Annotated in this window: 21 protein-coding genes; 13 read left to right on the top strand and 8 right to left on the bottom strand. The window is 61.5% G+C overall.

Annotated features, from left to right (window positions below; translation table 11 throughout):
* Window positions 1-41: 41 nt before the first annotated feature.
* Together gspD and K5658_RS19570 are read left to right on the top strand one after the other, a co-directional pair.
* On the top strand, window positions 42-2546 hold the full coding sequence (gene gspD / locus K5658_RS19575) for a type II secretion system secretin GspD (protein WP_221064741.1): 2505 nt from the start codon (window positions 42-44) through the stop codon (window positions 2544-2546).
* A gap of 298 nt (window positions 2547-2844) precedes the next feature.
* A complete protein-coding gene (locus K5658_RS19570; protein WP_221064740.1) occupies window positions 2845-3615 on the top strand; it encodes an elongation factor-1 alpha in 771 nt (256 codons plus the stop codon).
* Here K5658_RS19570 and K5658_RS19565 read toward each other — a convergent pair.
* A complete protein-coding gene (locus K5658_RS19565; RefSeq protein WP_221064739.1) occupies window positions 3612-4925 on the bottom strand; it encodes a YhjD/YihY/BrkB family envelope integrity protein in 1314 nt (437 codons plus the stop codon). The genes K5658_RS19570 and K5658_RS19565 overlap by 4 nt on opposite strands.
* 235 nt (window positions 4926-5160) lie before the next feature.
* Between K5658_RS19565 and K5658_RS19560 the strand changes: the two genes are divergently transcribed.
* Window positions 5161-6102, top strand: a complete 942-nt coding sequence (locus K5658_RS19560) for a hypothetical protein (protein ID WP_221064738.1) — start codon at window positions 5161-5163, stop codon at window positions 6100-6102.
* Window positions 6103-6136: 34 nt separating this feature from the next.
* Here the strand turns inward: K5658_RS19560 and K5658_RS19555 are convergent, their stop codons facing one another.
* From K5658_RS19555 to K5658_RS19545, 3 genes are read right to left on the bottom strand one after another with little or no spacing between them, the layout of a single operon-like run.
* Window positions 6137-7501 carry a TldD/PmbA family protein gene (locus K5658_RS19555; protein ID WP_221064737.1) on the bottom strand — a complete coding sequence of 455 codons (1365 nt, stop codon included), beginning with the start codon at window positions 7499-7501 and terminating at the stop codon, window positions 6137-6139.
* Window positions 7498-8970, bottom strand: a complete 1473-nt coding sequence (locus K5658_RS19550) for a TldD/PmbA family protein (protein WP_221064736.1) — start codon at window positions 8968-8970, stop codon at window positions 7498-7500. Before K5658_RS19550 ends, K5658_RS19555 begins: the two co-directional genes overlap by 4 nt.
* A 60-nt stretch (window positions 8971-9030) precedes the next feature.
* The gene (locus tag K5658_RS19545) at window positions 9031-10746 is read right to left on the bottom strand and encodes an ABC transporter ATP-binding protein/permease (RefSeq protein ID WP_221064735.1); all 1716 of its coding nucleotides are present in this window, start codon (window positions 10744-10746) and stop codon (window positions 9031-9033) included.
* A 353-nt stretch (window positions 10747-11099) separates the two neighbouring features.
* On the opposite strand from K5658_RS19545, the gene K5658_RS19540 reads away from it, so the two are divergent.
* Entirely contained in the window at window positions 11100-11327 is a 228-nt protein-coding gene (locus K5658_RS19540) for a hypothetical protein (RefSeq protein WP_221064734.1), read from the top strand.
* Window positions 11328-11401: 74 nt separating this feature from the next.
* On the opposite strand, the gene K5658_RS19535 is transcribed toward K5658_RS19540, so the two are convergent.
* Window positions 11402-12283: a L,D-transpeptidase family protein gene (locus K5658_RS19535; RefSeq protein WP_246628510.1), complete on the bottom strand. Its 882-nt coding sequence runs from the start codon at window positions 12281-12283 to the stop codon at window positions 11402-11404.
* Between the two features lie 377 nt (window positions 12284-12660).
* Between K5658_RS19535 and K5658_RS19530 the strand changes: the two genes are divergently transcribed.
* The 4 genes from K5658_RS19530 (at window position 12661) to K5658_RS19515 (ending at window position 15345) form a co-directional block, all read left to right on the top strand.
* A complete protein-coding gene (locus K5658_RS19530) occupies window positions 12661-13005 on the top strand; it encodes a c-type cytochrome (RefSeq protein ID WP_246628509.1) in 345 nt (114 codons plus the stop codon).
* 126 nt (window positions 13006-13131) lie between these two features.
* A complete protein-coding gene (locus K5658_RS19525) occupies window positions 13132-14568 on the top strand; it encodes a transglycosylase SLT domain-containing protein (RefSeq protein WP_221064733.1) in 1437 nt (478 codons plus the stop codon).
* Window positions 14569-14689: 121 nt separating this feature from the next.
* Window positions 14690-14962: a hypothetical protein gene (locus K5658_RS19520; RefSeq protein ID WP_221064732.1), complete on the top strand. Its 273-nt coding sequence runs from the start codon at window positions 14690-14692 to the stop codon at window positions 14960-14962.
* Window positions 14959-15345 (top strand): type II toxin-antitoxin system VapC family toxin, encoded by a 387-nt coding sequence (locus K5658_RS19515; protein WP_221064731.1) that lies wholly within the window; start codon window positions 14959-14961, stop codon window positions 15343-15345. Before K5658_RS19520 ends, K5658_RS19515 begins: the two co-directional genes overlap by 4 nt.
* 312 nt (window positions 15346-15657) lie before the next feature.
* On the opposite strand, the gene K5658_RS19510 is transcribed toward K5658_RS19515, so the two are convergent.
* Complete coding sequence (locus K5658_RS19510) at window positions 15658-16701, bottom strand: IS1595 family transposase (protein WP_425515886.1); 1044 nt, start codon at window positions 16699-16701, stop codon at window positions 15658-15660.
* Window positions 16702-17241: 540 nt separating this feature from the next.
* On the opposite strand from K5658_RS19510, the gene K5658_RS19500 reads away from it, so the two are divergent.
* Window positions 17242-18285 carry an IS1595 family transposase gene (locus tag K5658_RS19500; RefSeq protein ID WP_425515886.1) on the top strand — a complete coding sequence of 348 codons (1044 nt, stop codon included), beginning with the start codon at window positions 17242-17244 and terminating at the stop codon, window positions 18283-18285.
* 378 nt (window positions 18286-18663) lie between these two features.
* Here K5658_RS19500 and K5658_RS19495 read toward each other — a convergent pair whose 3' ends face one another.
* Window positions 18664-19722 (bottom strand): IS630 family transposase, encoded by a 1059-nt coding sequence (locus tag K5658_RS19495; protein ID WP_221064729.1) that lies wholly within the window; start codon window positions 19720-19722, stop codon window positions 18664-18666.
* Window positions 19723-19862: 140 nt separating this feature from the next.
* Here K5658_RS19495 and K5658_RS19490 point away from each other — a divergent pair, with 140 nt between their 5' ends.
* The 4 genes from K5658_RS19490 to K5658_RS19475 all read left to right on the top strand — a co-directional run bounded on the left by K5658_RS19490 (window position 19863) and on the right by K5658_RS19475 (window position 21841).
* The gene (locus K5658_RS19490; protein WP_221064728.1) at window positions 19863-20348 is read left to right on the top strand and encodes a helix-turn-helix domain-containing protein; all 486 of its coding nucleotides are present in this window, start codon (window positions 19863-19865) and stop codon (window positions 20346-20348) included.
* A 29-nt stretch (window positions 20349-20377) separates the two neighbouring features.
* Window positions 20378-20758, top strand: a complete 381-nt coding sequence (locus K5658_RS19485; protein ID WP_221063574.1) for a transposase family protein — start codon at window positions 20378-20380, stop codon at window positions 20756-20758.
* Between the two features lie 212 nt (window positions 20759-20970).
* The gene (locus K5658_RS19480; RefSeq protein WP_221064727.1) at window positions 20971-21501 is read left to right on the top strand and encodes an REP-associated tyrosine transposase; all 531 of its coding nucleotides are present in this window, start codon (window positions 20971-20973) and stop codon (window positions 21499-21501) included.
* A gap of 46 nt (window positions 21502-21547) precedes the next feature.
* A complete protein-coding gene (locus K5658_RS19475) occupies window positions 21548-21841 on the top strand; it encodes a hypothetical protein (protein ID WP_221064726.1) in 294 nt (97 codons plus the stop codon).
* Between the two features lie 110 nt (window positions 21842-21951).
* On the opposite strand, the gene K5658_RS19470 is transcribed toward K5658_RS19475, so the two are convergent.
* On the bottom strand, window positions 21952-22227 hold the full coding sequence (locus tag K5658_RS19470) for a cupin domain-containing protein (RefSeq protein ID WP_221064725.1): 276 nt from the start codon (window positions 22225-22227) through the stop codon (window positions 21952-21954).
* Window positions 22228-22278 lie beyond the last annotated feature (51 nt).

Raw genomic sequence — 22278 nt, 5'->3', positions numbered from 1 at the left:
GCGCAGGCAGTTTCGATCATCGCACTTTTAAGAACACATCCATGCATAACAAGAGAAACCGATTCGTGGTCGTCTCGGTGTTGGCCACGCTGGGAATGTCCGGTTGCCAGCAATTGGGGTCCAAGGCGGCGCAAAAAGTCCGGCTACCGGCCAATCTCGTTCTCGAGAACCCCAATGCTCCCGACTCGCGCCCGATGCAGAGCGAACCCTTGGCCGCCACGCCCACCCGGCCTCCCGAAATCTATCCCGCCACCGGCAGCACACTGGGGCCGGTGGCGGGTGCCTACGCCGCTCCCGAGCGCTACACTCCGGTCGGCCCGGCCCCCACCGGGAAGCGCGCCCCCAGCCGTAAAGAGGGCAAATACACCCTCAATTTCGATGATGCCGACCTCAACGAGGTCGCCAAGACCATCCTCGACGAGACCTTGAAGATCAATTACGTGTTGAGTCCCAAGGTGACGGGCAAGGTGACGCTGCAAACCACCCGCCCCCTGGCCGAGGACGAACTCATTCCCACCCTGGAAATGCTGCTCAGGATGAACGGCGCGGTCCTCATCAAGGACCACGACATGTACCGCATCGAACCCGACGCCAATGCCTTGATCGACGCGCCGGGACCGAAGCTCGGCCTGTCGGGGCAGGCCATGCCGCCGGGTTATCAACTGCGGGTGGTGCCCCTGCGCTATGTCGGTGTCGGGGAAATGCAGAAGGTGCTGGAACCCCTGATGCCGCCCAAGGCCGTGGTCCGTGCCGACCTGCCGCGCAATATGCTGATGCTGGCGGGCACGGCGGAGGAACTGGAAGCCGTGCTGGAAACCATCCGGCTGTTCGATGTGGATTTCATGCGCGGCATGTCGGTGGGCGTGTTCCCCTTGAAGAATGTCGAGCCCGCCATCGTGGCCGAGGAACTCGACAAGGTGCTGGGCGATACCAGCAAGGGACCCTTGGCCGGGGTGGTGCGGATGATGCCCATCGAGCGGCTCAACGCCATCCTGGTGGTCACGCCCCAACCGCGTTATCTGGACGAAGTGGAAACCTGGATCGAGCGCCTCGACCGCTACACCACCAACCGGGCCGGCGGCATCCATGTCTACCGGGTGCAGAACGTGGACGCGATGGAACTGGCCAACACCCTGGGCAATATCTTCGGCCAGGGCGGGCGTGGCGGGAACCGGCCTTCGTTGACGCCGGGTTCGCAGGGCAGCCAGCTTGGCGGCGGCGGTTCCTTCGGTGGGAACTACGGCAGCGGCGGCGGTGGCGCGTTCGGCGGTTCTTCCGGGAGCGGCGGCGGCTTGACCAGCAGTTCCGGCGATTTGGGCAGTTCATCGTCCGGGAGCGGAAGTTCATCCTCGTTCGGGTCCAGCGGCTCGATGGGCAGCCTGGGTTCGAGCGGCGGTTCCAGCGGCAGTAGCGGCTTGGGCGGCAGTTCCAGCGGCGGGCTGGGCGGAAGCGGTAGTAGCGGCAGTGGCGGCCTGGGCGGCGGCGGTAGCTTCGGCGGAGGTGGCGGTGGTTTCGGCGGCGGCATAGGCCGGGGTGGTTCCGGCGGTGGGCAACGCGGGCGCGGCAGCATGGCCGCCGATCTCGGCAATATCCGCATCGTGGCCGACCCCGCCAACAACGCCCTCATCATCACCGCCCGCGCCCAGGATTACAAAGAGATCGAGTCGGTCATCAAGGAATTGGACGTGCTGCCCTTGCAGGTCTTGATCGACGCCACCATCGCCGAGATCACCCTGACCGACAACCTGAAATATGGCGTCAAATGGTATTTCCAACAGGGTTCGAATGCAGAAGGTTTGTTCGGTAGCCTGAGCCGCAGCACCGAAACCAATGCGATTGGAACCGGCTTCCAATATTCCTTGGTGATGGCGGGCAAGGATGTCCGGCTGCTGTTGAGCGCCCAGGCCGACAAGAACAAAGTCAATATCCTGTCCTCGCCGTCGCTGATGGTGCTGAACAACCAGGAAGCCAGCATCAAGGTGGGCGACCAGGTGCCGATCTTGACCGGCCAGTACGGCAATTTCAGCGGCAGTACCAGCAGCGGCATCATCAACAACAACCCGGTATATTCGTCCTATAACTCGGTGCAGTACCGCGACACCGGCGTCTTGCTCAATATCCGGCCCAGGGTCAACGCCGGCGGCTTGGTCATCATGGACATCGCCCAGGCGGTGGACGATGTGAAGGAACAGACTTCCGGCAACATCAACTCCCCGACCATCACCCAGCGCCAGATCAAAAGTTCGGTCGCGGTCGCCAATGGCGAAACCTTGGTGTTGGGCGGCCTGATCAAGGAGAACATCACCAACAACCGCAGCGGCGTTCCGCTGTTGTTCGAACTGCCGATCATCGGCGATTTGTTCGGCCAGACCACCAAGAACTTGAGCCGCCAGGAATTGGTGATCCTGCTCACCCCCAGGGTGGTGGAAAGCCGTCCCAAGGCGCGGGAAATCACCAACGAATTCCGCCGCAAGCTGACGGGGCTGTATGAAAGCAGGCCGATCCGGGTGGATGGGGAAACCGCCATCATCAACCCGCCGCAGTGAGCCACAGGCGGGCCGGAACCCCGAAATAGCCCATCCGCCACCAGCCCCTTGACTTCCGGCACCAGGCCGGAAGCCATCGCCCCGGAACGCCGGAAACCATGGATTGCCGGAGGTTCCGGCGGTTTTCCGGTCGCCCCGTCCGCGCAACCCCGCCCGGCGGACGGGGGATTTTTTCCCATCGAGCGACATTCCATGCATCCCCGCCGCGGTTGAATGGTCCTGGCGGGCGGGGTCTAATCGACCGCAAACTTTTCCATACATAGCCTTGCCACGACGGGGACCGCCCCGGAGGAACCACATGATCCAAATCACCACCCTCGCCCGCTTGCCCTTGGCCTACAAGGTGCTTTACACCGGGTTCCTGCTGGTCATCGGCGTCGGTCTGATGATGGCCGGGGCGCAAATCATGCTCACCCACGGCCTGGCCGACGGCAAGCCGGGCCTTTCCATCAACGACATCGTCTACAGCTACTACGGCAACCGTTCCGGCTCCAAGCTGGAAGCCATGCTGAACGGCCAGATGGAACCCATGGCCCCGGACGAGGTGCGTTTCGAGCTGATCCAGTGGGCGCGGGATGGCGGCCACATCACCCAATGGTCGTCCCAGATCGAGCCGATCATGCAGAAATATTGCGTGTCCTGCCATAACGCCGGTTCGACCCTGCCCGATTTCTCCAAATTCGAGAATGTGAAGAAGGAGTCCGAGGTGGACGAGGGCCAGAGCATTGCCCAGTTGACCCGCGTTTCCCATATCCATTTGTTTGGTATCGCCTTCATCTTCCTGTTCGTGGGCTGGATTTTCGGGCTGGCGCAGCATCCCCTGCGCACCAAGCTAATCTTGATCGCCACGCCCTTCGTGTTCCTGTTGCTGGATATCCTGTCGTGGTGGCTGACCAAATACATGCCGGTGTTCGCTTGGCTGACCATGATCGGCGGTATCGGCTATAGCCTGGCCTCGACGGCGATGATCTTCACCGCCCTGGCCCAGATGTGGCTGCCCCAGGAGCAATGGCCGGCCTACTGGACTTCCGAGGAAGCCACCGCCACGCCCGACACCCAGGGCGGTTAACCCCGCTCCGCCGTGGTTTGGGTCCGCCGGTCGCCATCGGCGGTCCCGAGCCAATCCCGCAAGTTCATCCCACTCACCGCGCCGCCGCGGGCTTCCCTTAGGCGGCGCATCACCTCCTCGACCACGGGCGGCTTCAGGGCCGGATCGTGTGGCGCGTCGGCGGAACCGGATTCGGCGTCCAGGGCGTCCAGGATGTCCAGCAGGGTCACGCCGCCCAGCTCGCGGGCGGGCAGGTAGGCGGTGTTGTCCGGGTCCACCGCGATGATGAGCCCGCGCCGCCGCAAGGCTTCCAGCACCTCCTCCACGCAGCGGCAAGGCAGGCCCAGGGCGGTCGCCAGCGCGTCCAAGGTCCAGGGCGGCGCGCCGCGCTGGAAGCGTTCCGCCAAGAGATACATCACCGTCAGCCCCACCCGCCGCGACGCGGCATAGCCCAGCCGGAAGCCGCGCCGTTCCAGCCGGGGATGCGCCGGATGCTGGACGTAGAAGGAAATATCCACCCCCACCAGCAGGATCAGCCAGTTCACGTAGAGCCAGATCATGAACACGATCAGGATGGCGAAACTGGAATAGATCGCCTGATACTGCGCCGAGCCCGCCACGAACAGCCCGAACAACCAGCCCGCCAAGCGCCAGCCCAGCCCGGCGGCGATCCCGCCCGTCAAGGCCGCCGTGAACCGTACGCGGGTGTTGGGGATGAACAGATAGAGGAAGGTGAAGGCCGCGATCATCAGCAGGTTGGGCAGCAGGCGGACCAGGAGGTAGTACAGCGTCCCGAACGGTTCCAGCGAGATGATGGCCTTCACGATTTCGTGGCTGCTCAGCGAGGCCATCAGGCCCAGCGCCGAGAACACCAAAACCGGCCCGACCAGGAGGACGCTGAGGTATTCGCTGAACCTACGGCGGAAGCCCCGCGATTGGCCCACCCGCCAAATCTGGTTGAAGCAGTCCTCGATCTTCTGCAACAGCGACAGCACCGTGTAGAACAATAGGGCGAAGCCGGTGAAGCCCAATACCCCCACGTCGAGGTTATTGACGAAGCCGATGATGCGGTCGGCGATTTCCACCGCCTGGGATTCGCCCAGGGGATCGAGGACTTCCAGCAGCAAGGGCCGCATCTGGTTGTGGGCACCGAAGGCTTGCAACACCGAAAAGCTGACCGCCAGCAGCGGGGCCAGCGATAGCAGGGTGGTGTAGACCAGGCTGGTGGCGCGGAGGTCCAGGCCGCCTTCGGTGATATCGCGGAACAGGATTTCCAGGCAGTTGCGGGCGGTGTGGGCGTGGCGCTTGAGCCAGTCGGGCAGGTCGGCCATGGCGGGATTTCCTGTGTGTGTCTGGGGTTCGTCCCGCCGGAGGATGCCTTAGGGCTGTCCGGTGGAATTTGCGTACTGGGCTTGAACGAACAAGCCAGATACCGCAGCATCTTTCCATCGCCAAGCCTGGGATGGTCCTGGGCCTAGGCGTAAAGGCCGTTTTCCGCGGCCAGTCGCGGGCCGAGGCCCGCTCCACATCCATATCGAGACCGAACACTCTTCCGGCGGAAGGATCATGATGCCATCGACCAAAAACATCGCCCGGTACGCGGCCCTTTGGCCCGTCCTGTTGCTCGCGGGCTGCCTGTCGGCGCAAACCGTTGCCCGGCCCCGGTTCCCCGAGTTGCCCACCCGTTATTATGCCGGTGGGGTGCAAGGGGTCGCCGATCTGGCGGATCCCGTCCGTTCCAAGCGCTACCGGGCGGAGGGCGGTGGTTTGTACCTGCATAGCTGGGCTTGGTACTTCAAGCTCAACGATGCCCAGCGCCGCCAAATCCTGGAAGCTTTCCGAGGCGCTCCGGTGGGCATCGAGATCGGGTTCAAGGGGGACGGTGACGCCGCCGCCGAGGTGGCCCGGCAAATCAAGAAGTATTACCTCGACCTCGGGGTCCGTCCGGCCTTCATGGCCTCGAACGTATTCAACAAGCGCGACCGCGAGAATTTCACATTGGAAGAATGGCGGAATTTCCAAGCCACTTTGCGGAGGCTGGGGGTACCCGAATCGACGCCGATCATGCCGACCTTCGAGTATCAGAATGGCAAAAAGTTGGACATCCTACAGCGGAACAAGGTGAGCGAATCAGCGCTTTTCCAGGAGTTGGTGAAGATCGGGGGTGGCATTGTGCTGGATACCCCACCCGGCTTTGCCTTACAACAGGATGAGATCTACCGGCTATGGGTGGTGGACGCCATCCGCTGGACCCAAAGCCAGGGATTGCCCGCTATCTTGATCGTCTCGCCCCATCATTCGGGGACCCGGTGGGTCCAGGATACCCGGCAATATCTCGATTACCTCGACCAGCATCGCGCCATGCCCACGGCCTTCGTGTGCGAGAACTACAACCCGAAACCCCCGGCGGGCTATCCCAACGGCGTGGGCGAGGAGGGCGACCCCAACACCGATCTGGGCATGTGCTGGAATTTGATGAAAAACCGGACAGCGCCGGGCCGGCCCTAAAGCATCGCCAACAAAGCCGGCGGCGGCGGGAGACTCACAAAGTGAAACGGAAGTCGCCCACCAAGGCCCCCGGTACCCGGCTCCCGCCCAAGGCCCGCCGTCCATAGGTGTCGGTGTTCACCTGGGTCTCGGCCTCGCGGGTCAGGGCCAGGAGTTCCGGGCCGAATACCCGGTACAGGCTTTCGTCGAAGCGCAAATCCCGGATCGGCGCGACAATTTCGCCGCCTTCCACCCAGAAGCAGGCGTAGCGGGTCATGCCGGTGACGCGGGCGTTCTGGGTGTCGCTCCAATTGAGATAGTGCAGGTTGCCGATATAAAGGCCGGTGTCCAGGGCTTTCAGCGCTTCGGCTTCCGGCAAATCGCCCGCCGCGACTTCCGGCGAACGCAGGAATTCGCCGGTCCAGCCCTCCGGCTCGGCGGCGTTGGACACCGCGCCGTATTCCTGGGCGGAACGGGCGCTGACCAGGAGGTTCTTCAACTGGCCGCGCTCGATCACCGGGAGCCGGGCCGGGGCCACTTCGCCCAGGCTGTTGAAGCGCGGACTCAGGCCCAGGTCGAAGTTCTCCGCCAGGTTGAACAGCGGCGACAGTTCCGCTTCGCCCTCCACCAGCTTGCGCAGGGCCGAATCGCCCTTTTTCCACGCGCCGTAGCTGACCGCGCCCCAGGAAAACATCCCCACCAATTCGGCCACGGCGGCGGGCGCGAAATAAACCCGGTAGCCGCCGGGCGGCAAGGCGCGGCTATCGCGGCGCAACAGTTCCAGCCGGGCGCGGCTCCCGGCCACGCTGGCGGCGCAGCGTTCCGCCCGCCAGGCGCGGTCGGCGTACAAGCCTTTCACCGCCTTGTTTTCCCCGGCGGCGTTCACGGTGTAGAGCGAATAATCCAGGAAGAACGATTCGGTCGCGAACCAATGGTTCTGCCCCAGGGAATTGCGGGTGGCGCGGATTTGCGGCCCCATCGCGAAGAAGCCGGTGAAATCGGTGCCCGCCGTGAGTCCGGCGATCTGGTCGATGGCGGCGGCGGGGTCCGGCAAGTCGCCGGGATGCTGGTTGGCGCTGCCGCCGTTGTTCGCCATCGGTACCAGGAACGGGTCTTCCGGCAGGGCGCGGGTTTCGGCGCGGGCGCGGGCGACGAGGGAACCCAGGGTGGCCGCGTCTTGTTCCGCTTGGCCCGATAGGTCGAAGCCCAGCACCAGCCGACGGCCATGGGCCTGGAAGCTCAGCGAGAGATGGCGCTGCGCCACGTCGGTGGCCTGCCTTACCTTGGAATCGTTGAAGCGCAGATAGGTCTGCGCCTCCGCGCCCAGGTTGAGGTTGAGTTCCTCGCCGGCCTGGAGTCCCGCGAAAGCGCCCTCGGCCAGCCGGTCGAAGAGCGCGTGGGTTTGTTCGATAAAGTTCATGCGCCACCTCCGAAGACTTCCACCTGGGCGAATAAACAGGGCGGCGAGGCATGGCCGACCCGGATGACTTGGTTGGGTTCGCCCTTGCCGCAATAGGGCGTGCCATAGGCGCGGAATTCCTCCGGGTTCCCTACCGCCTTGAGCGAGCGCCAGAACGGGACGCTGATGCCGCGGTAGTTCGGGTTCTTGACGACCTGGGTCAAGCGCCCATCCTCGATCAAGCGGGCGTATTCGCAGCCGAACTGGAATTTGTTGCGGTAATCGTCGATGGACCAGGAACGGTTGGCTTCCATATAGATGCCGCGTTCGACCGAGGCGATCATGGCCTCCAGCGAGGACGCGCCCGGTTCCAGGTTGATATTGGCCATGCGGTCGATGGGGGCGCGGTTCCAACTGGCCGAGCGGAAATTGGCGACGCCGGGCAGGCCGGAACGGGCCTGGCTTTCCAGCCCGCCCAGGCCGCGCAGCAGCAGCCCATCCTGGATGAGATATTCGCGCCGGGCCGGATGGCCGCCGTCGTCGTAGGCGTAGGCGGCGAATTGGCCGGCCAGGGTGGGATCGAAAACGATGTTCATCAGCTCCGAGCCATAGCGCAGCGTGCCGAAATCCTCCGGCTTGACGAAGCTCCAGCCCGCGTAATTGCGCTCGTCGCCGAGGATGCGGTCGAGTTCCAGGGGGTGGCCCACCGATTCGTGGATTTGCAGCAGCATTTGGTCCGGGGCCAGGATCAGGTCCAGGCTTGCGTTGGGGCAATCCTGGGCGTCCAGCAGTTCCAGGGCTTCCCGGCCCACCCGTTCGCATTCGCCGTAGAGCCGGTCCCAATCGTAGGCTTCCGCCCCGGCCTGCCAGCAGCGGGCGGTGGGGCCGTTGAGCGAGCGTTGCTGGGTTTCGCCGCCGTCCTGGGCGATGGCGACGAAGTTCTGGCCGGTCATCAGGAAGCTCTGGCTGATATCGCTGCCGTTGGAGGACACATAGCGCAGCTCGGTCTCGACCAGATTGGCCTCGGCGGCCGCGGTGACGATGCGGTCGGAAACCCGCAAGCGCCGGGTGGCTTCGATCAAACCGGCGGTGAATCCGGCGAGGTCGGCGGCGGCGAGGTCGATCCGGCGCGGGCTGTGGTAGCGGCCCTGGGCCTTCGGGCGCTGGGCTTCGGAATAGCCGAACAGCTTGTGGCGGGCCGAGGCGCGGGCCAAGGCGGCGGCGCGGCGGGCGGCGTCGGCGATGCCGGCCGCGGAGAGATCGCTGGTGCCCGCATAGGCGATTTGGCCATCGACCAGGGCTTCGATCATCACGCCGCGCTCGATGGACACCGAGTTCTGTTCGGGACGGCCATTGCGGGCGGTGCGGCGGTGGCTGGTTTCCTGGGAATAGCGCAGCCCGATCCAATCGGCTTCGGCGCGGATCGGGTTGAGGGCGGCGAGGGGGTCGAACTCGGGAAGTTCGGCTTGCAAGGCGAGTACGGTGGACATAGGCGGTTCAAGCGGTCGGGGGGTTGTAGGGAAAGGGGGGCGGCGCGGACACCCTACGGGTTAAGACGGTTCGGGCCGGAGCAAGGTCCAGGTCCATGGTCCCGTGCCCGAGAGTTCCAGCACGGCATCGTAGGCTTGCCGGGGTTCGCCGGGCGGGGCGAAATGGAGATAGGTGATGCCGCGCTCGTCCAGCATCGCCAGGAGCCGGGCGATCTGCTCGGCGTCCAGGGCCGAGCCTAGCCGGTCCAGCAGGGCGAACCGGGGCGCGGCGATGAACAGCCGGGCGAAGGCCACCCATTGCTGTTCCGCCAGCGACAACAGGCTGCCCCATTGTTGTTCGACATCCAGCCCGCCCGCCCGCTCGACCAGGGCTTCCAGGCGCAGCGCTTCCAATACGGCCATGATCTGGCGGTCGTCGACCGCGTGTTCCTGGCCGGTGCGCAGCAGCGATTCGCGCAGGGTTCCGGGCGGTAGATAAGGCCGCTCCGGCAGGAGCATCACTTGGTCCAGCCCCGGACGCGCCACGCAGCCCGCCCCCAAATCCCATAAGCCCCCGGTGGCGCGGAACAAGGCCACGCTGGCGCCGTGGTCCGGTCCCGTGACCAAGACCCGCCGCCCTTCCGGGATGTCGATGGACAAATCCTCGACCAAGACATGGCCGTGGTTGTTCTGGGCGCGCAAGGTCAGGTGTTCGTAGCCCAGATGGCCGCCGTCGGCGTGGGTTTCGATGGCGCAGAGCCGGGGCGTCCGCGCCTGCTCCATGGCCTCGGCCAGCGCGCCCAGGCGGGCGATGACCGCCGCGAACGAGGAGATCGACTGGAACTGGGTCACCACCAGCGAGAACGCGCCCAGCAGGTGGGCGAAGGCCATCGCCGCCTGGGTGATGACGCCGAACTCGGCCTCGCCGCGCATGAACATCGGGGCCACCACCAGGGCCGGGATGATCTGCACCATGGAGTTGTAGCCGGTGGTGAAGAAGCCCAGGTTGCGGTTGATGGCGATGATCTTGCGGAAATTGGCGACCACTTCGTCGAAATGGCGCAGGATACGGCCCTTGATCCGGCCCTCGCGGCGCAGGATGGCGATGGATTCGGCGTTCTCGCGCACATGGATGAGGTCGGCGCGGAAGGTGGCTTCCTTGTCGAACTGGGCATAGTTGAAGCCGACCAAGGGCCGCCCCAGCACCAAGGTCATATAGGAGCCGAACAGCGAATACAACACCGTCACCGCGAACAGCAGCGGGCTGATGCTCCACATCACCCCGGAGAACGCCAGCACGGTGAAGGCGCTGTTGAGCAGCATCAGGGCGAAGGACAGGGTGGTGGTGGTGAAGGCTTTCACGTCCTCGGCGATGCGTTGGTCGGGGTTGTGGATTTCGCCGTTTTCCGCCAGCCGGTCGTTGAGGCGGTAATAGGTGGGATGTTCCAGGTAGAAGCCGACCAGCCGCCGGGTCAGCCATTCGCGCCAGAGGAGGCCCAACCGTTCCTCGGTATAGCGGTAGAGCACCGCCACCGCCGTGGCCAGGGCGAACACGCCGACATAGACGAAGGCCTGGGCGATGAAATCCTGGGTGTCGCGGTGTTCGATGGCGGTCATGAAGTCGCGGCCCACGTAGCTGCTCAGCACGTTCAGGCCGTTGACGCCCAGGAGCAACAGGAACAATAGGCCGAACATCAGGGCGGCTTGGCGGCCGATCCCGGAGGATTTGAGGTTCTTGACGACCGTGACGAACCGATCCCAGGTGCGCCGGTCGAGGATGACTTCGTTATCGTTCATAGTAGGGTCGGGGGTAGGGAGTGGAGAGAGCGCCAAGGGTCGTGGCGGGCCGGGGGATGGCGGTGTCGGGGCCGGGGGCATTCTAGCAGGAGTCGCCGCCGCCGCTCGCGGGCGGGCGCGTCCGGGCCGGGCTTAGGAAAGCGATAGTCCCGCCGATAATACAGTTATGGATGGGCGGGCGATAACCGCCCCGGCCGCAAAAAAGCCCGAGCGCTTTTGCGCCCGGCTTGGATGGCGGGGGAATGGCTATCGGCCCGGTCCCGAGCGGATCGGAGCCAGGGCGGAAGCTGTGGCGAAGGCGCTAACGGATGGTTTAAGCTGCCGCCGCGTCAAACACCCGTGGAGCGGCACCGATGATCCATAGCCAGCAGCAACTTTTCGAGCCACGATCCGTCCGATCCATCGGCCACGCTCCCATGGGGCCGGGCCGGGTGGCGGAACCCAGAGAGGGCGGTGTCATGCGCGACGCGATGATCGAACGTGAATTGAATGAACACACGATGGCCGCGGTATGGAAATACCTGAAAACCATCGCCTGGATCCATCTACAAGGCTTGTTGGCCGAGGTGCCGGCCGAATGAGGCGCTTGGGCGGCCTCCGGGCCGGGCGGGTTTGGACAAGCCCCCGGCCCGAAGGCCGCTCCCGGAGCGCGGGATCAGCGGACCTTGTGGTTGGCGGCGGGATCGGGCCGGTTGCTGGAGACCTTGACCGGATTGTGCTTGGCGGCCTTGGCCGGTCCGCTGTGGGAGAGCGCCAGGATTTCCCCGGTGATTTCCTCGTACAGCTCGTCGGTCCAGCCGGGCAGGCCGGGTTGGTCCGGGTCCAACGGCGCGACCCTGGGATCGTGCGGGGCGATCACCACCTTGATGTTGTCGGTGCCCACATGGGCCGCCAGCACGAACAATTCCTCGATGGCCGCGTCGCCCATGGCGAGGCAGCCCGCCGACACCGCCTTGCCGTGGATGAAAATATCCGAACCCGGCTCCTCCCGGCCCTCCTCGTTGGCGTGGAACAAGTCGTACTCGTTGGGATAATTCAGCTTCATCGACAGGTGGTAGTTGCTGTTGGGGTTCAGCCGGGTGATGCGGTAGACCCCCTCGGGCACCTGCCGGTCGCCCTTCCTGAGCTTGGGTCCGGTCACGCCGCTCGCCGCCTGGATGTCGTAGGCGCGGATGAAGCGGAACCCGGGATGGTTCCAATCCTTGGCCCAGACCTCCAGTTTCCTTTCCCGCTTCAGCCCGACCAAGGCCAGCTCGCTGGGCGGATAGGCCACCCCGGCTTCCTGGAAATAGGGCCGGAGCTGGCTCACCGCGTAGGGCGCGAAGCTCTCCAACACCTCGTCCACGCTATGCTCGCCCGGCGGCAAGGGTTCGCGGGGGGCGATCAAGCCGGGATGGCGCGGGGCGTGGGCCAGGCGCTCGCGCTCGATCTTGATCGAGGCCGTGCCTTTGCCGGGGGGCGGGGAATTGCTGGCGCAGGCGGCCAGCAACAGGGTGGCGGTGAACAAGCCCAGGAATCTGCTGTTGTTGTCCATCATGGTGTTTGGAATCGGTGGCTCGGAATAAACAAAAACACGGTGCAAGCTGAAGCGGGTTCCGCCGGTTCCGGGCGGAGGATCGGTGCTTTACATAGGGGGATATTTGGGGTTATCGGCGGGTCCCGGCGGGGGAAGCCGGGGTTCCGGTCGGCGGGCCGGGAAAACGCTGTCATGGTCCGGGAACTCCCTTGGCCGCATCCATCGTCAAGGACAGCCACCGATGATGCCAAAAACCGGCGAAATCCTCAATTCGGCCTTGTTGCACTCCCACTTGTTTGAAATAATTTTTGCCCGGCTTGCCATGCCTCGGGGCCAATCCTTGGGAGGCGGGGGTCGAATAATGAATTCTTTCTTTAAATAACAAATGGAATGAGACCATGAAGATCAATCAATCCTTGAAGGGCATGCTGCTGGTGGCCGGTGTGGTGTTCGCGGGTTCCGCGTTCGCCGAGGAGCCCGCCGAAATCGGCAAGAAGATCTACGAGCGTGCCTTTGGCCGGGGTTGCGGCACCTGCCACGACGTTCAACCTAACCCGAACCTGTTCGAGAGCGTCAACAAGCTGAGCAAGGAAGAATTCACCGGCGTGCTGGTCAATGGCCGCAACGCCATGCCCAAGGCCATGGACCAGATCATGGCCATGGGTCCGGTCAAGAGCGCCGGCCTGACCCAGGATCAAGCGGTGGACGCCTTGATCGCCTTCCTGAAGGCGGGCAAGAAATAAGCCATTCATTCGGAATGCCGTCGAACGCCGGGTTTTTCCCGGCGTTTTGCGTTGTGGGATGGCAAAATCCGGGGGCTTGGCCAGTATCCATTCCCCAGGGGGTTCCGCGATCAGCGAGGTGTCTTGATGAAAAAAACGACCGGCAAATTATTCGACCCGCGGCGGGGCTGGCGCAAGCCCAGGTTCCTGCCCCAAACGATTCGGCATATGGTGTTTTCCCTGGCGGTGCCGGCCTTGTTCGGCGGCTGCGCCCATCAGGGGCGGGTCGATCCCCCGATCAGGGACGCGGCCAAGCTCGGCGAGATCAAGCGGGTGTTCCATATCGGACCCTCCCGCCGCGGCGGCCCCGTCACCGACACCTACGCCGCCACCCTGCCCGAACTTTCCTCCGCCTTCTCGACCGCCGCCATCATCGAAAACATCCTGTCGCGCAAACGGCAGGCCGCCCATTCCGGGACCGGGCCGCTCAGGTTCCCGAAACCCTCCGCCCCGCCGTCTTCCCAGCCCCCTGTTCCCGCCGCCAACGCCGCGGCGAAAGCGCCGGGCGGCATCAAGATCATCGCCAGCGCGGCCGCCACCCGCAAGGGCCACAAAGCCACGTCCCGCGATGCTTGGGACAGCGTGCGCGGCAACCTGGTCCTGGCCGGCGTCGAACACGAGACCGTCGCCGCCCAGCTCGAAGCCCTGCGCGGCCATCCGGGGGCCGTCGATTTCCTGATGAAGCGTGCCGAACCCTATCTCCAGTACCTTCTTGAGGAAATCGACCGGCTAGGCCTCCCCCACGACATGATCCTGGTGCCCATGGTCGAGAGCGCGTTCGAGACCGCGGCGCTCTCGCCCAAGCAGGCGGCGGGCATCTGGCAGTTCATCCCCAGCACCGGGGCGCAATACGGGCTCACCATCACCGAGGGCTACGATGGCCGCTACGACATCCACGCCGCGACCCGCGCCGCGCTGAAATACCTGAAACACCTCAACGGCCTGTTCGGCGGCGATTGGCTGCTGGCGCTCGCGGCCTACAACGCCGGCGAAGGCGCGGTGGGGCGGGCCATCGACACCAACCGCAAGGCGGGCGGCACCGGCACGTTCTGGGAGTTGGACCTGCCCGCCGAGACCGAAGCCTATGTGCTGAAAATCCTGACCCTGGCCCACGCGGTCGGCAACCCCGAGGCCCATGGGTTCAAGGCGCGGAAGGCCGGGCCGCAAGCCTATCTGGCGCGGGTCGAGATCGGTCCCGAGGTGAAGATCGCCGAGGTGGCGGCGGCGGCGGGCATGGCCCCGGAGGAGTTCTACCGCCTCAACCCGGCGTTCAAGCCGGAAGCGCCGCCGCCCGCCCAGACCTACCATTTGCTGATGCCCAGGGAGAGGGCCGAGGCTTTGGCCGGGAACCTGGCGGGGGCCAAGGTGTTCGCCATGCGCACGGTGGTGGTGAAGAAGGGCGAGACCTTGTCGATCCTGGCCAAGCGCCATGGCGTGCCGGAGCTCAAGCTGGCCGAATGGAACGGGCTGAATCCCAAGACCCCGCTCAAGGCCGGGCAGGAGTTGGTGGTGTTCCCGGTTTGAGTGGGGTTTATTGGCGGCTATGGAAAAAGGCGTCCCAGGGGACGCCTTTTTTATTGGGGCCATGGTCCGGGTTCGATGTGCTAGGATCGGCGTACATCCATAAACGACAGGAGCGTACATCATGGCGATTAGCGCAACCCAACTGCGCAAGCAGCTTTTCGAGGTGCTGCATGGGATCGAGGCCACGGGCGAGCCGGTGGAAATCGAGCTGAAGAGCACCCGTTTCGTGATCAGCCGGGCCGAACCCGCGCCGCGCTTGGCGCGTTTCCAGCCGCAACGTGATGCCGTCGTTGGCCCGTCCGCTGATTTGGCCGGGTTTTCGCCTTGGGACGAAGCGGCGTGGCGGGACGATTGGGAGGCCCGTTTGCGGGAACCGCCGGGGGGATCGCCGTGACGCCATGGGTTCACCTCGACACGCATATTGTGCTGTGGTTGTTCCAAGATACGGATCGGGCATGGCCGCCACGGGTGCGCGGATTGCTGGACGGGGCCGTGTTGCGCTATTCGCCGATGGTGGAATTGGAATTGGGCTATTTGCACGAGATTGGCCGGGTACGGGTGCCGCCGGCGCGGTTATTGGGAGCGCTGGAGCCGGTGTTTTCCTTGAAGCCCGCCGACGAGGCATTCCACGATGTGGCCCGGATCGCCTTGACCCTGATCTGGGCCCGCGATCCGTTCGACCGATTGATCGTGGCCCAGGCGATTGCCGGTGGTGCGGGGTTGATTACCTATGACGAGACGATCCGCAAGAGTTTCGCGGGGGCGATATGGGAATGATGGCGGAATTGGGATGGGGCTGAGAAAGTGGGGTGGGTCGATATTCACGACCTGCCGCGCCTTCAAGGCCGGACAGGAGTTGGTGGCGTTCCCGGTTTGAATGGCGGAGGAATCCGCCGGATTTCTAAAAGGCGTCCTGGGGGACGCCTTTTTTATGCTTGGCCGGATCGGGCCTCAGCAGACGTATGCTTTATGAGTCGGATATCTTCGCCTCGTAGGGAAAATCCTACAAAAAAATCAGCCAATGCCTACAGACAGGTTAGCGCAAAAAAACATAGGCTATGGTTGTAATCAACCTTCCGGGCTCTCCACTTAACCGGAGTTTCTCCATGGGCGGTTTGCGGATGGGCGCTCGAGGCTCGGTGGATGTCCGTTTGCCCTCGGCGGGGTGGGCGCAACTTTACGTGGCCTCTGCGCGGCCATGATGTCCTTGTAGCGCACGGGGTCGTGGGCGACGGCGAGTTCAAGCACCCGGTAGAACACCATACCGCGACTCCGGGAACGGCGGCGGTTGAAGCGGAACACGAACTCGTTCAGGTAGCTTTCCAGGTGCGCCGGATCCACGGCGCCCTGGTGGGTGCCCAACAGCCAGCGCTTGACCAGCGAAGCGACCCGGTGCACTCCGGGCAGCAACTTGTCGGAGTCCCCGCCGCAGGCCCGGGTCGCCCGCTGGCTGCGGGGTTGATGGATGTAGCCGGATAGGTTCAGCCCGCAGTAGCCTTGCCAGCCGTCGGTGATGACCGTCGCCCCCGGCTCGACGGCCCCCCTGACGAAGGGGTGCAGGGAAGCCGCCGAGGCATCGGCCAACGGCTGCATCCGGCATCGACCGAACCCCTTCGGTTCCAGGACTTCCACGGCAATGCCGGTCAGTATCTTCTTGCCATGGGCGCGGCCGCCGGGCAGTCCCGCCTCCTGCCCGCCGATGTAGGTCTCATCCACCTCGACCCTGCCCCCGAGCCGATCCCGGCCCGGCCTCACGAGCGCGGACCGCAGTCGATGCAGCATGGCCCACGCAGTCTGGTAGGAGCCGATCGCCAGCGTCCGCTTCAGGCTCAATGCCATCCCATCCTTGCCGGTGGCGAACAGCCAACAAGCCGTGAACCAGACCGTCAATGGCGTGCGCGTGCGGTCGAAGATCGTGCCCGCAGTGACCGAGGTGCGGTCGGCGCAGCCGCCGCACATGAATCGACCATCGCCCAACCGCCAGCCACCCGGGAGGCCGCAGGCCGGACAGACAAAGCCCGTCGGCCATCGAAGCCATTCCAGGTAGTCCAAACAGTCGGCATCGGTTTGGAACCAAGCCTGGAACTCGCCCACGGACCGAGGGTAATGAACGCCCGCACGAGGATGATCCATCCCCTCATTTTACTCCGGTTAAGTGGAGAGCCCGGTCAACCTTAATGAGACAGAAATCGGCTGATTTACACGGATCATGCTGTGGAGTCGGGCGAAATTTGGGGTATTTAAGCCGGGTGTGGAATACCGACCATGCGGCGGAATACGCCGGAGTACCGGCTATTCCGCCCTACGCGGCCTAGCTCAAACCCGTGTGCGTAAGTCCTATATAAATTAAAATATTGATGGGTAAAAATATGAGTGAATTCTATTTTATATTTCTTCAATTAATAGGTCGATGTTCATTTTTAATTTTATGTATGCTAATTTTTAGCGTATCACCAGTTATTCTAGCAGCAGAGATGGTGCCGGTGATAATATTGGAAACAGAAGGTCCATGCGATTGTTGTGTAATTTATAAAATAGAAATATTTAAAAATGGCAAAGTGCATTGGCATGGAAAAGCTTATGTTAATGCAAAATGTGATCGTTACAAATGGATTGGTAAGGACTCTATAAGCAGGCTCCGGGCTCTCCACTTAACCGGAGTAAAATGAGGGGATGGATCATCCTCGTGCGGGCGTTCATTACCCTCGGTCCGTGGGCGAGTTCCAGGCTTGGTTCCAAACCGATGCCGACTGTTTGGACTACCTGGAATGGCTTCGATGGCCGACGGGCTTTGTCTGTCCGGCCTGCGGCCTCCCGGGTGGCTGGCGGTTGGGCGATGGTCGATTCATGTGCGGCGGCTGCGCCGACCGCACCTCGGTCACTGCGGGCACGATCTTCGACCGCACGCGCACGCCATTGACGGTCTGGTTCACGGCTTGTTGGCTGTTCGCCACCGGCAAGGATGGGATGGCATTGAGCCTGAAGCGGACGCTGGCGATCGGCTCCTACCAGACTGCGTGGGCCATGCTGCATCGACTGCGGTCCGCGCTCGTGAGGCCGGGCCGGGATCGGCTCGGGGGCAGGGTCGAGGTGGATGAGACCTACATCGGCGGGCAGGAGGCGGGACTGCCCGGCGGCCGCGCCCATGGCAAGAAGATACTGACCGGCATTGCCGTGGAAGTCCTGGAACCGAAGGGGTTCGGTCGATGCCGGATGCAGCCGTTGGCCGATGCCTCGGCGGCTTCCCTGCACCCCTTCGTCAGGGGGGCCGTCGAGCCGGGGGCGACGGTCATCACCGACGGCTGGCAAGGCTACTGCGGGCTGAACCTATCCGGCTACATCCATCAACCCCGCAGCCAGCGGGCGACCCGGGCCTGCGGCGGGGACTCCGACAAGTTGCTGCCCGGAGTGCACCGGGTCGCTTCGCTGGTCAAGCGCTGGCTGTTGGGCACCCACCAGGGCGCCGTGGATCCGGCGCACCTGGAAAGCTACCTGAACGAGTTCGTGTTCCGCTTCAACCGCCGCCGTTCCCGGAGTCGCGGTATGGTGTTCTACCGGGTGCTTGAACTCGCCGTCGCCCACGACCCCGTGCGCTACAAGGACATCATGGCCGCGCAGAGGCCACGTAAAGTTGCGCCCACCCCGCCGAGGGCAAACGGACATCCACCGAGCCTCGAGCGCCCATCCGCAAACCGCCCATGGAGAAACTCCGGTTAAGTGGAGAGCCCAGAGCAGGCTTTTGGTAAAGTTTAATAATGTGGATTTTTTTAATCTCAGAGAAGATTATGTAAAAAATCCAAAGACAGGCTCATTTGTGACAGATGCTCAGTCTATGGTGATTACGCTTGATTATGAAAGCAAAAAAAAATCAATCCGATATGTGGTGGAATATTGGACCCACAACCTCTCGGCACTTGATAAGGCTATTAGGGACGCTGTGAATCCAGATGCATGGTTATATCCAGCTCCAGACCCTTGGGAATCTGGTTGTATAGAAGATCAACGGTAAGCAACACTCAAAGCCCGCGTAGGTCCGATTAGCGCAGCGTAATCGGACGTATGAATTGAAGAATAAGATATAGATGCCGGAATTGATTAAGATTCGCATGGAACAACCTGGGCCGCGTATCTTGTATCCGTCAATTGGAAAAATGAAATTATCCTTTTGGTGTTTTTCTGCAAAGACTTTAGAACGGAATGAAGCCGTTTTTTTAAATGCTTTTTATCTTTTATGGGTTGCTTTCCAATATGGTTGACCTTAACTTCTCCCCAAACCTGCTCGTCCGGGTTGAATTCTGGCGCATGTTTTGGCAAGAAGAATATTCGCAGTTCAGTCCTGTGCGCGCGTACAAAATCGCGAACCAATTGGGAACCATGAAAAGTTGCGTGATCCACCAATAGGATCAAAGGCTTCTTGCGGCCGCGGATAACCTGCTTGAGGAAATCGATGAACACGGCACCATCAATGCTACCCTCCTTGAGGGAATACTGTAGGGTTCCCTTCGCGGTCACTATCGACATGACATTATAGCCGTCCCTTTTCATGCAAACTTTTACGGTGGGCGTTTGTCCCCGCTCCCCCCAGGTCCGTCCGTAGCGTGTTCTAATGCCTACCCCGGCCTCATCCTGAAACCCGATGTCGGCCCCAAGTTTTTCGGCAAGCCTTTGAATTTTAGGGAATTTTGTATCAAGGAAGCATTCTATTTCCCGGTTATCCCGTTCGGAATCCTGGTATTCTGGTCTTTGCGGAGTGAACCCGAGTTTCTTAAGATGAAGCCTGACCGTGGACTCGCTGACCGTGACGGCAAATTCCCTTTTTAGCAGTTCGGCCAGTATGCCGCAGGTCCAGAGATTCGTATCGTATTCGAAGTCAATAGGGGTATGGCTAAGAACGACATGTTTGAGCCATTCGTCCATCTCGTTACTGACCAAAGGGGTTGCTCCTGGGGGCATATCGCTTTTCAGAGCCTCGAAACCGCCTGCGTCGTATTGGTTAAGCCAGCGGTATATGCAGTGACGATTGAAATTGTAGGCCTTGGCGATTTCCTCTGGGCCATGGCCTAAGACTCGAATAGCGTTAACGGCCATCACACGGATATAGTACATAACATCATCCGGGATTTTCCTACCATCCTTCAACCAATCTAGGTTCATGACGCGCCTCGCGGTTTTTTATATTATATAAAAACTATTTAGACAAATAGTTTCGATGGAAGTTTATATGTCTCTTAGACATTATTAAAAACCACTAACTTAGTTGGTATCATAAAAATAAATATTTTTAATTACGTGATATGTTTTCATACGAAACTGCAAAACAAGATGAAAGGACGTTTCTCAGCTTGACGAGTTTGACGGTCCAAGAGTTTTCTGAGCTATGCGTCTTATTCGGAAGGCATTGGAACGAGTTCACCAAGCAAAGCGAGAGGAATCCCGGCAAGGGAGGACGACCCCATGCGCTGAAAACCATGGAGGATCGCCTGCTTTTCATCCTTTTCTACCTGAAAACCTACCCGCTCCAGGAAGTCATTGCCTATTCCTTTGGTATTAGCCAGGGGGCCGCCAATATTCTGATCCATCAGTTCAGCCATATACTCAAACTTGCCTTGCAGGAAGGCGGTTTTGTCCCGCCAAGGTTAACCGATGAAATGTTGGAAAGACTCAACCAGGAACATCCTCAAGACTACGGCATAGACGGCACCGAAAGGCGTATTGTCCGGCCCTCCAACGCGGATGCGGAAAGGGGAGTTTATAGCGGTAAAAAAAAGCCCACACCCTGAAGAACAACCTGGTTGCCGGTCTGGAAGATATGCAAATCAAGGGGTTGAGCGGAACCCACGAAGGGAAGAAGCATGATAAGAAAATCTGCGACGAGGAGGGTATCCTCTTGCCGGAAGGCAGCGATCTTTACCGGGACACCGGGTTTCAAGGCCACGAAATGGAAGGGGTGAATATCCATCAACCCAAGAAGAAACCGCGCGGCGGGGAACTCACGGATGAAGAAAAGGAAAACAACCGCCTGATTTCCAGTATCAGAGTCGTTGTTGAGCATGTGATCGCCGGGGTGAAACGTTGCCGGATTGTGAAGGACGTGTTCCGTAATACCTTGTCAGGATACGACGACGATGTGATGGAACTGGCCTGTGCGCTACATAACTTCAGGAGTTATCAGCGCCGCGTTTCCTACTGAGCGCCAGGAAACGGAATAATAGTCATATCGGCCTTTAGTCCGGTCATTCTTCGGCCATAGATAACCAGAATCTATGGGTTCACATCCTGATTCACAGATAGGCCATCTGATGATGGTTGAGACGTTTGCCATGCCGGATTTCAGCATGAGTTTGTGAATCTACGTAACAATTGGGTTTTTAATAATGTCTCTTGATTAATTCTGGCACCTATATGTCCAATTATCGACGTGCGTTCATCCCTGGCGGCACTTGGTTTTTCACCGTGAACTTGTTGCAGAGGCGTGGTAATAACTTGCTAGTGAGCGAAATCGATTTGTTACGTGCCACGGTGAAGAATGTGAGGAACCACCACCCTTTCCAAATAAATGCCTGGGTTGTCTTGCCTGAACACCTGCATTGCATTTGGACCCTGCCGCCGGGGGACAGCGATTTCAGCACCCGTTGGCGGTTGATCAAAAGCGGGTTTTCGAGGGCACTCCCGAAAACCGAACGCCGTTCCGAAGTCCGCCAAGCGGCGGGGGAGCGCGGCGTATGGCAGCGGCATTATTGGGAACATGCGATCCGCGACGACGCCGATTATGAACGCCATGTGGATTACGTGCATATGAACCCGCTCAAGCACGGTTGGGTGCGGCGGGTTTCGGAATGGCCTTATTCGATATTCCATCGGTATGTGGAGAAGGATATTTATCCCATGGATTGGTGCGGCGATGGGAGTATCTCGGTGGCGGGCGATGATTGAAAACCGTCCGATTACGCTGTCGCTAATCGGACCTACGCGGGCTAAGTTGACGACTAGCCCCGGAGGGTTCGCGCCCAGCAATGAACTGGTCGTCGTCACCGGCAATATCGTAGGAACCATCACGGCGACCAGCGCGGCGGCGGTGATCGGTTCCGCGACCAGCGCCTACGCCAAGAGCTACGCCGGATTGTTCGTCGTCGATAACGGGGTGGACAGCGCCCTTTTCAAGTTCGTCTCGTCTGCTTCCGACGCCACGGTCAGCGCCACGGAACTTACCCTGGTTGGAACCTTGCAAGGCACCGCGTCGACCGCGTTATCGGACTACGCCTTCGGAACCTGATTCCGGGAGCGTGCGGGCTCGGCGGAACGGTTCCGCCCAACAACCTCCCCAGAAACAAAAAAGGCGTCCCCCAGGACGCCTTTTTGATTGCCAAGCCGGAAGCGGCGGGATCAGCCGTGGCGGTAGTGCTTGCGCAAGGGCTTGACCACCTGCCAATCGGTTTCCAGCCCTTCCGGGAACACCACCAAGTCGCCCGGCACGATCCGTACCGGCTCGCCGCCCACCGGCGTCACGATGATCTCGCCTTCCAGCACATAGGCGGTTTCGGTTTCGTCGAAATCCAGCGGGAATTCCGAGACTTCCTTTTCCCAGATCGGCCAGTGGGAAACGCCCAGTTCCTTCAAACGGGCTTCGCTGAGATTTTGTTCGATGCTGATTGCGCTCATGGATGATCCGAGGTGTGGTTGAGGAACGCGGATTGTAGCCGTTTTGTTTGA

It is taken from the genome of Methylomagnum ishizawai (assembly GCF_019670005.1).
In the GTDB taxonomy this organism is placed as follows: domain Bacteria; phylum Pseudomonadota; class Gammaproteobacteria; order Methylococcales; family Methylococcaceae; genus Methylomagnum; species Methylomagnum ishizawai.
This window is presented reverse-complemented; position numbering and strand designations above follow the sequence as displayed.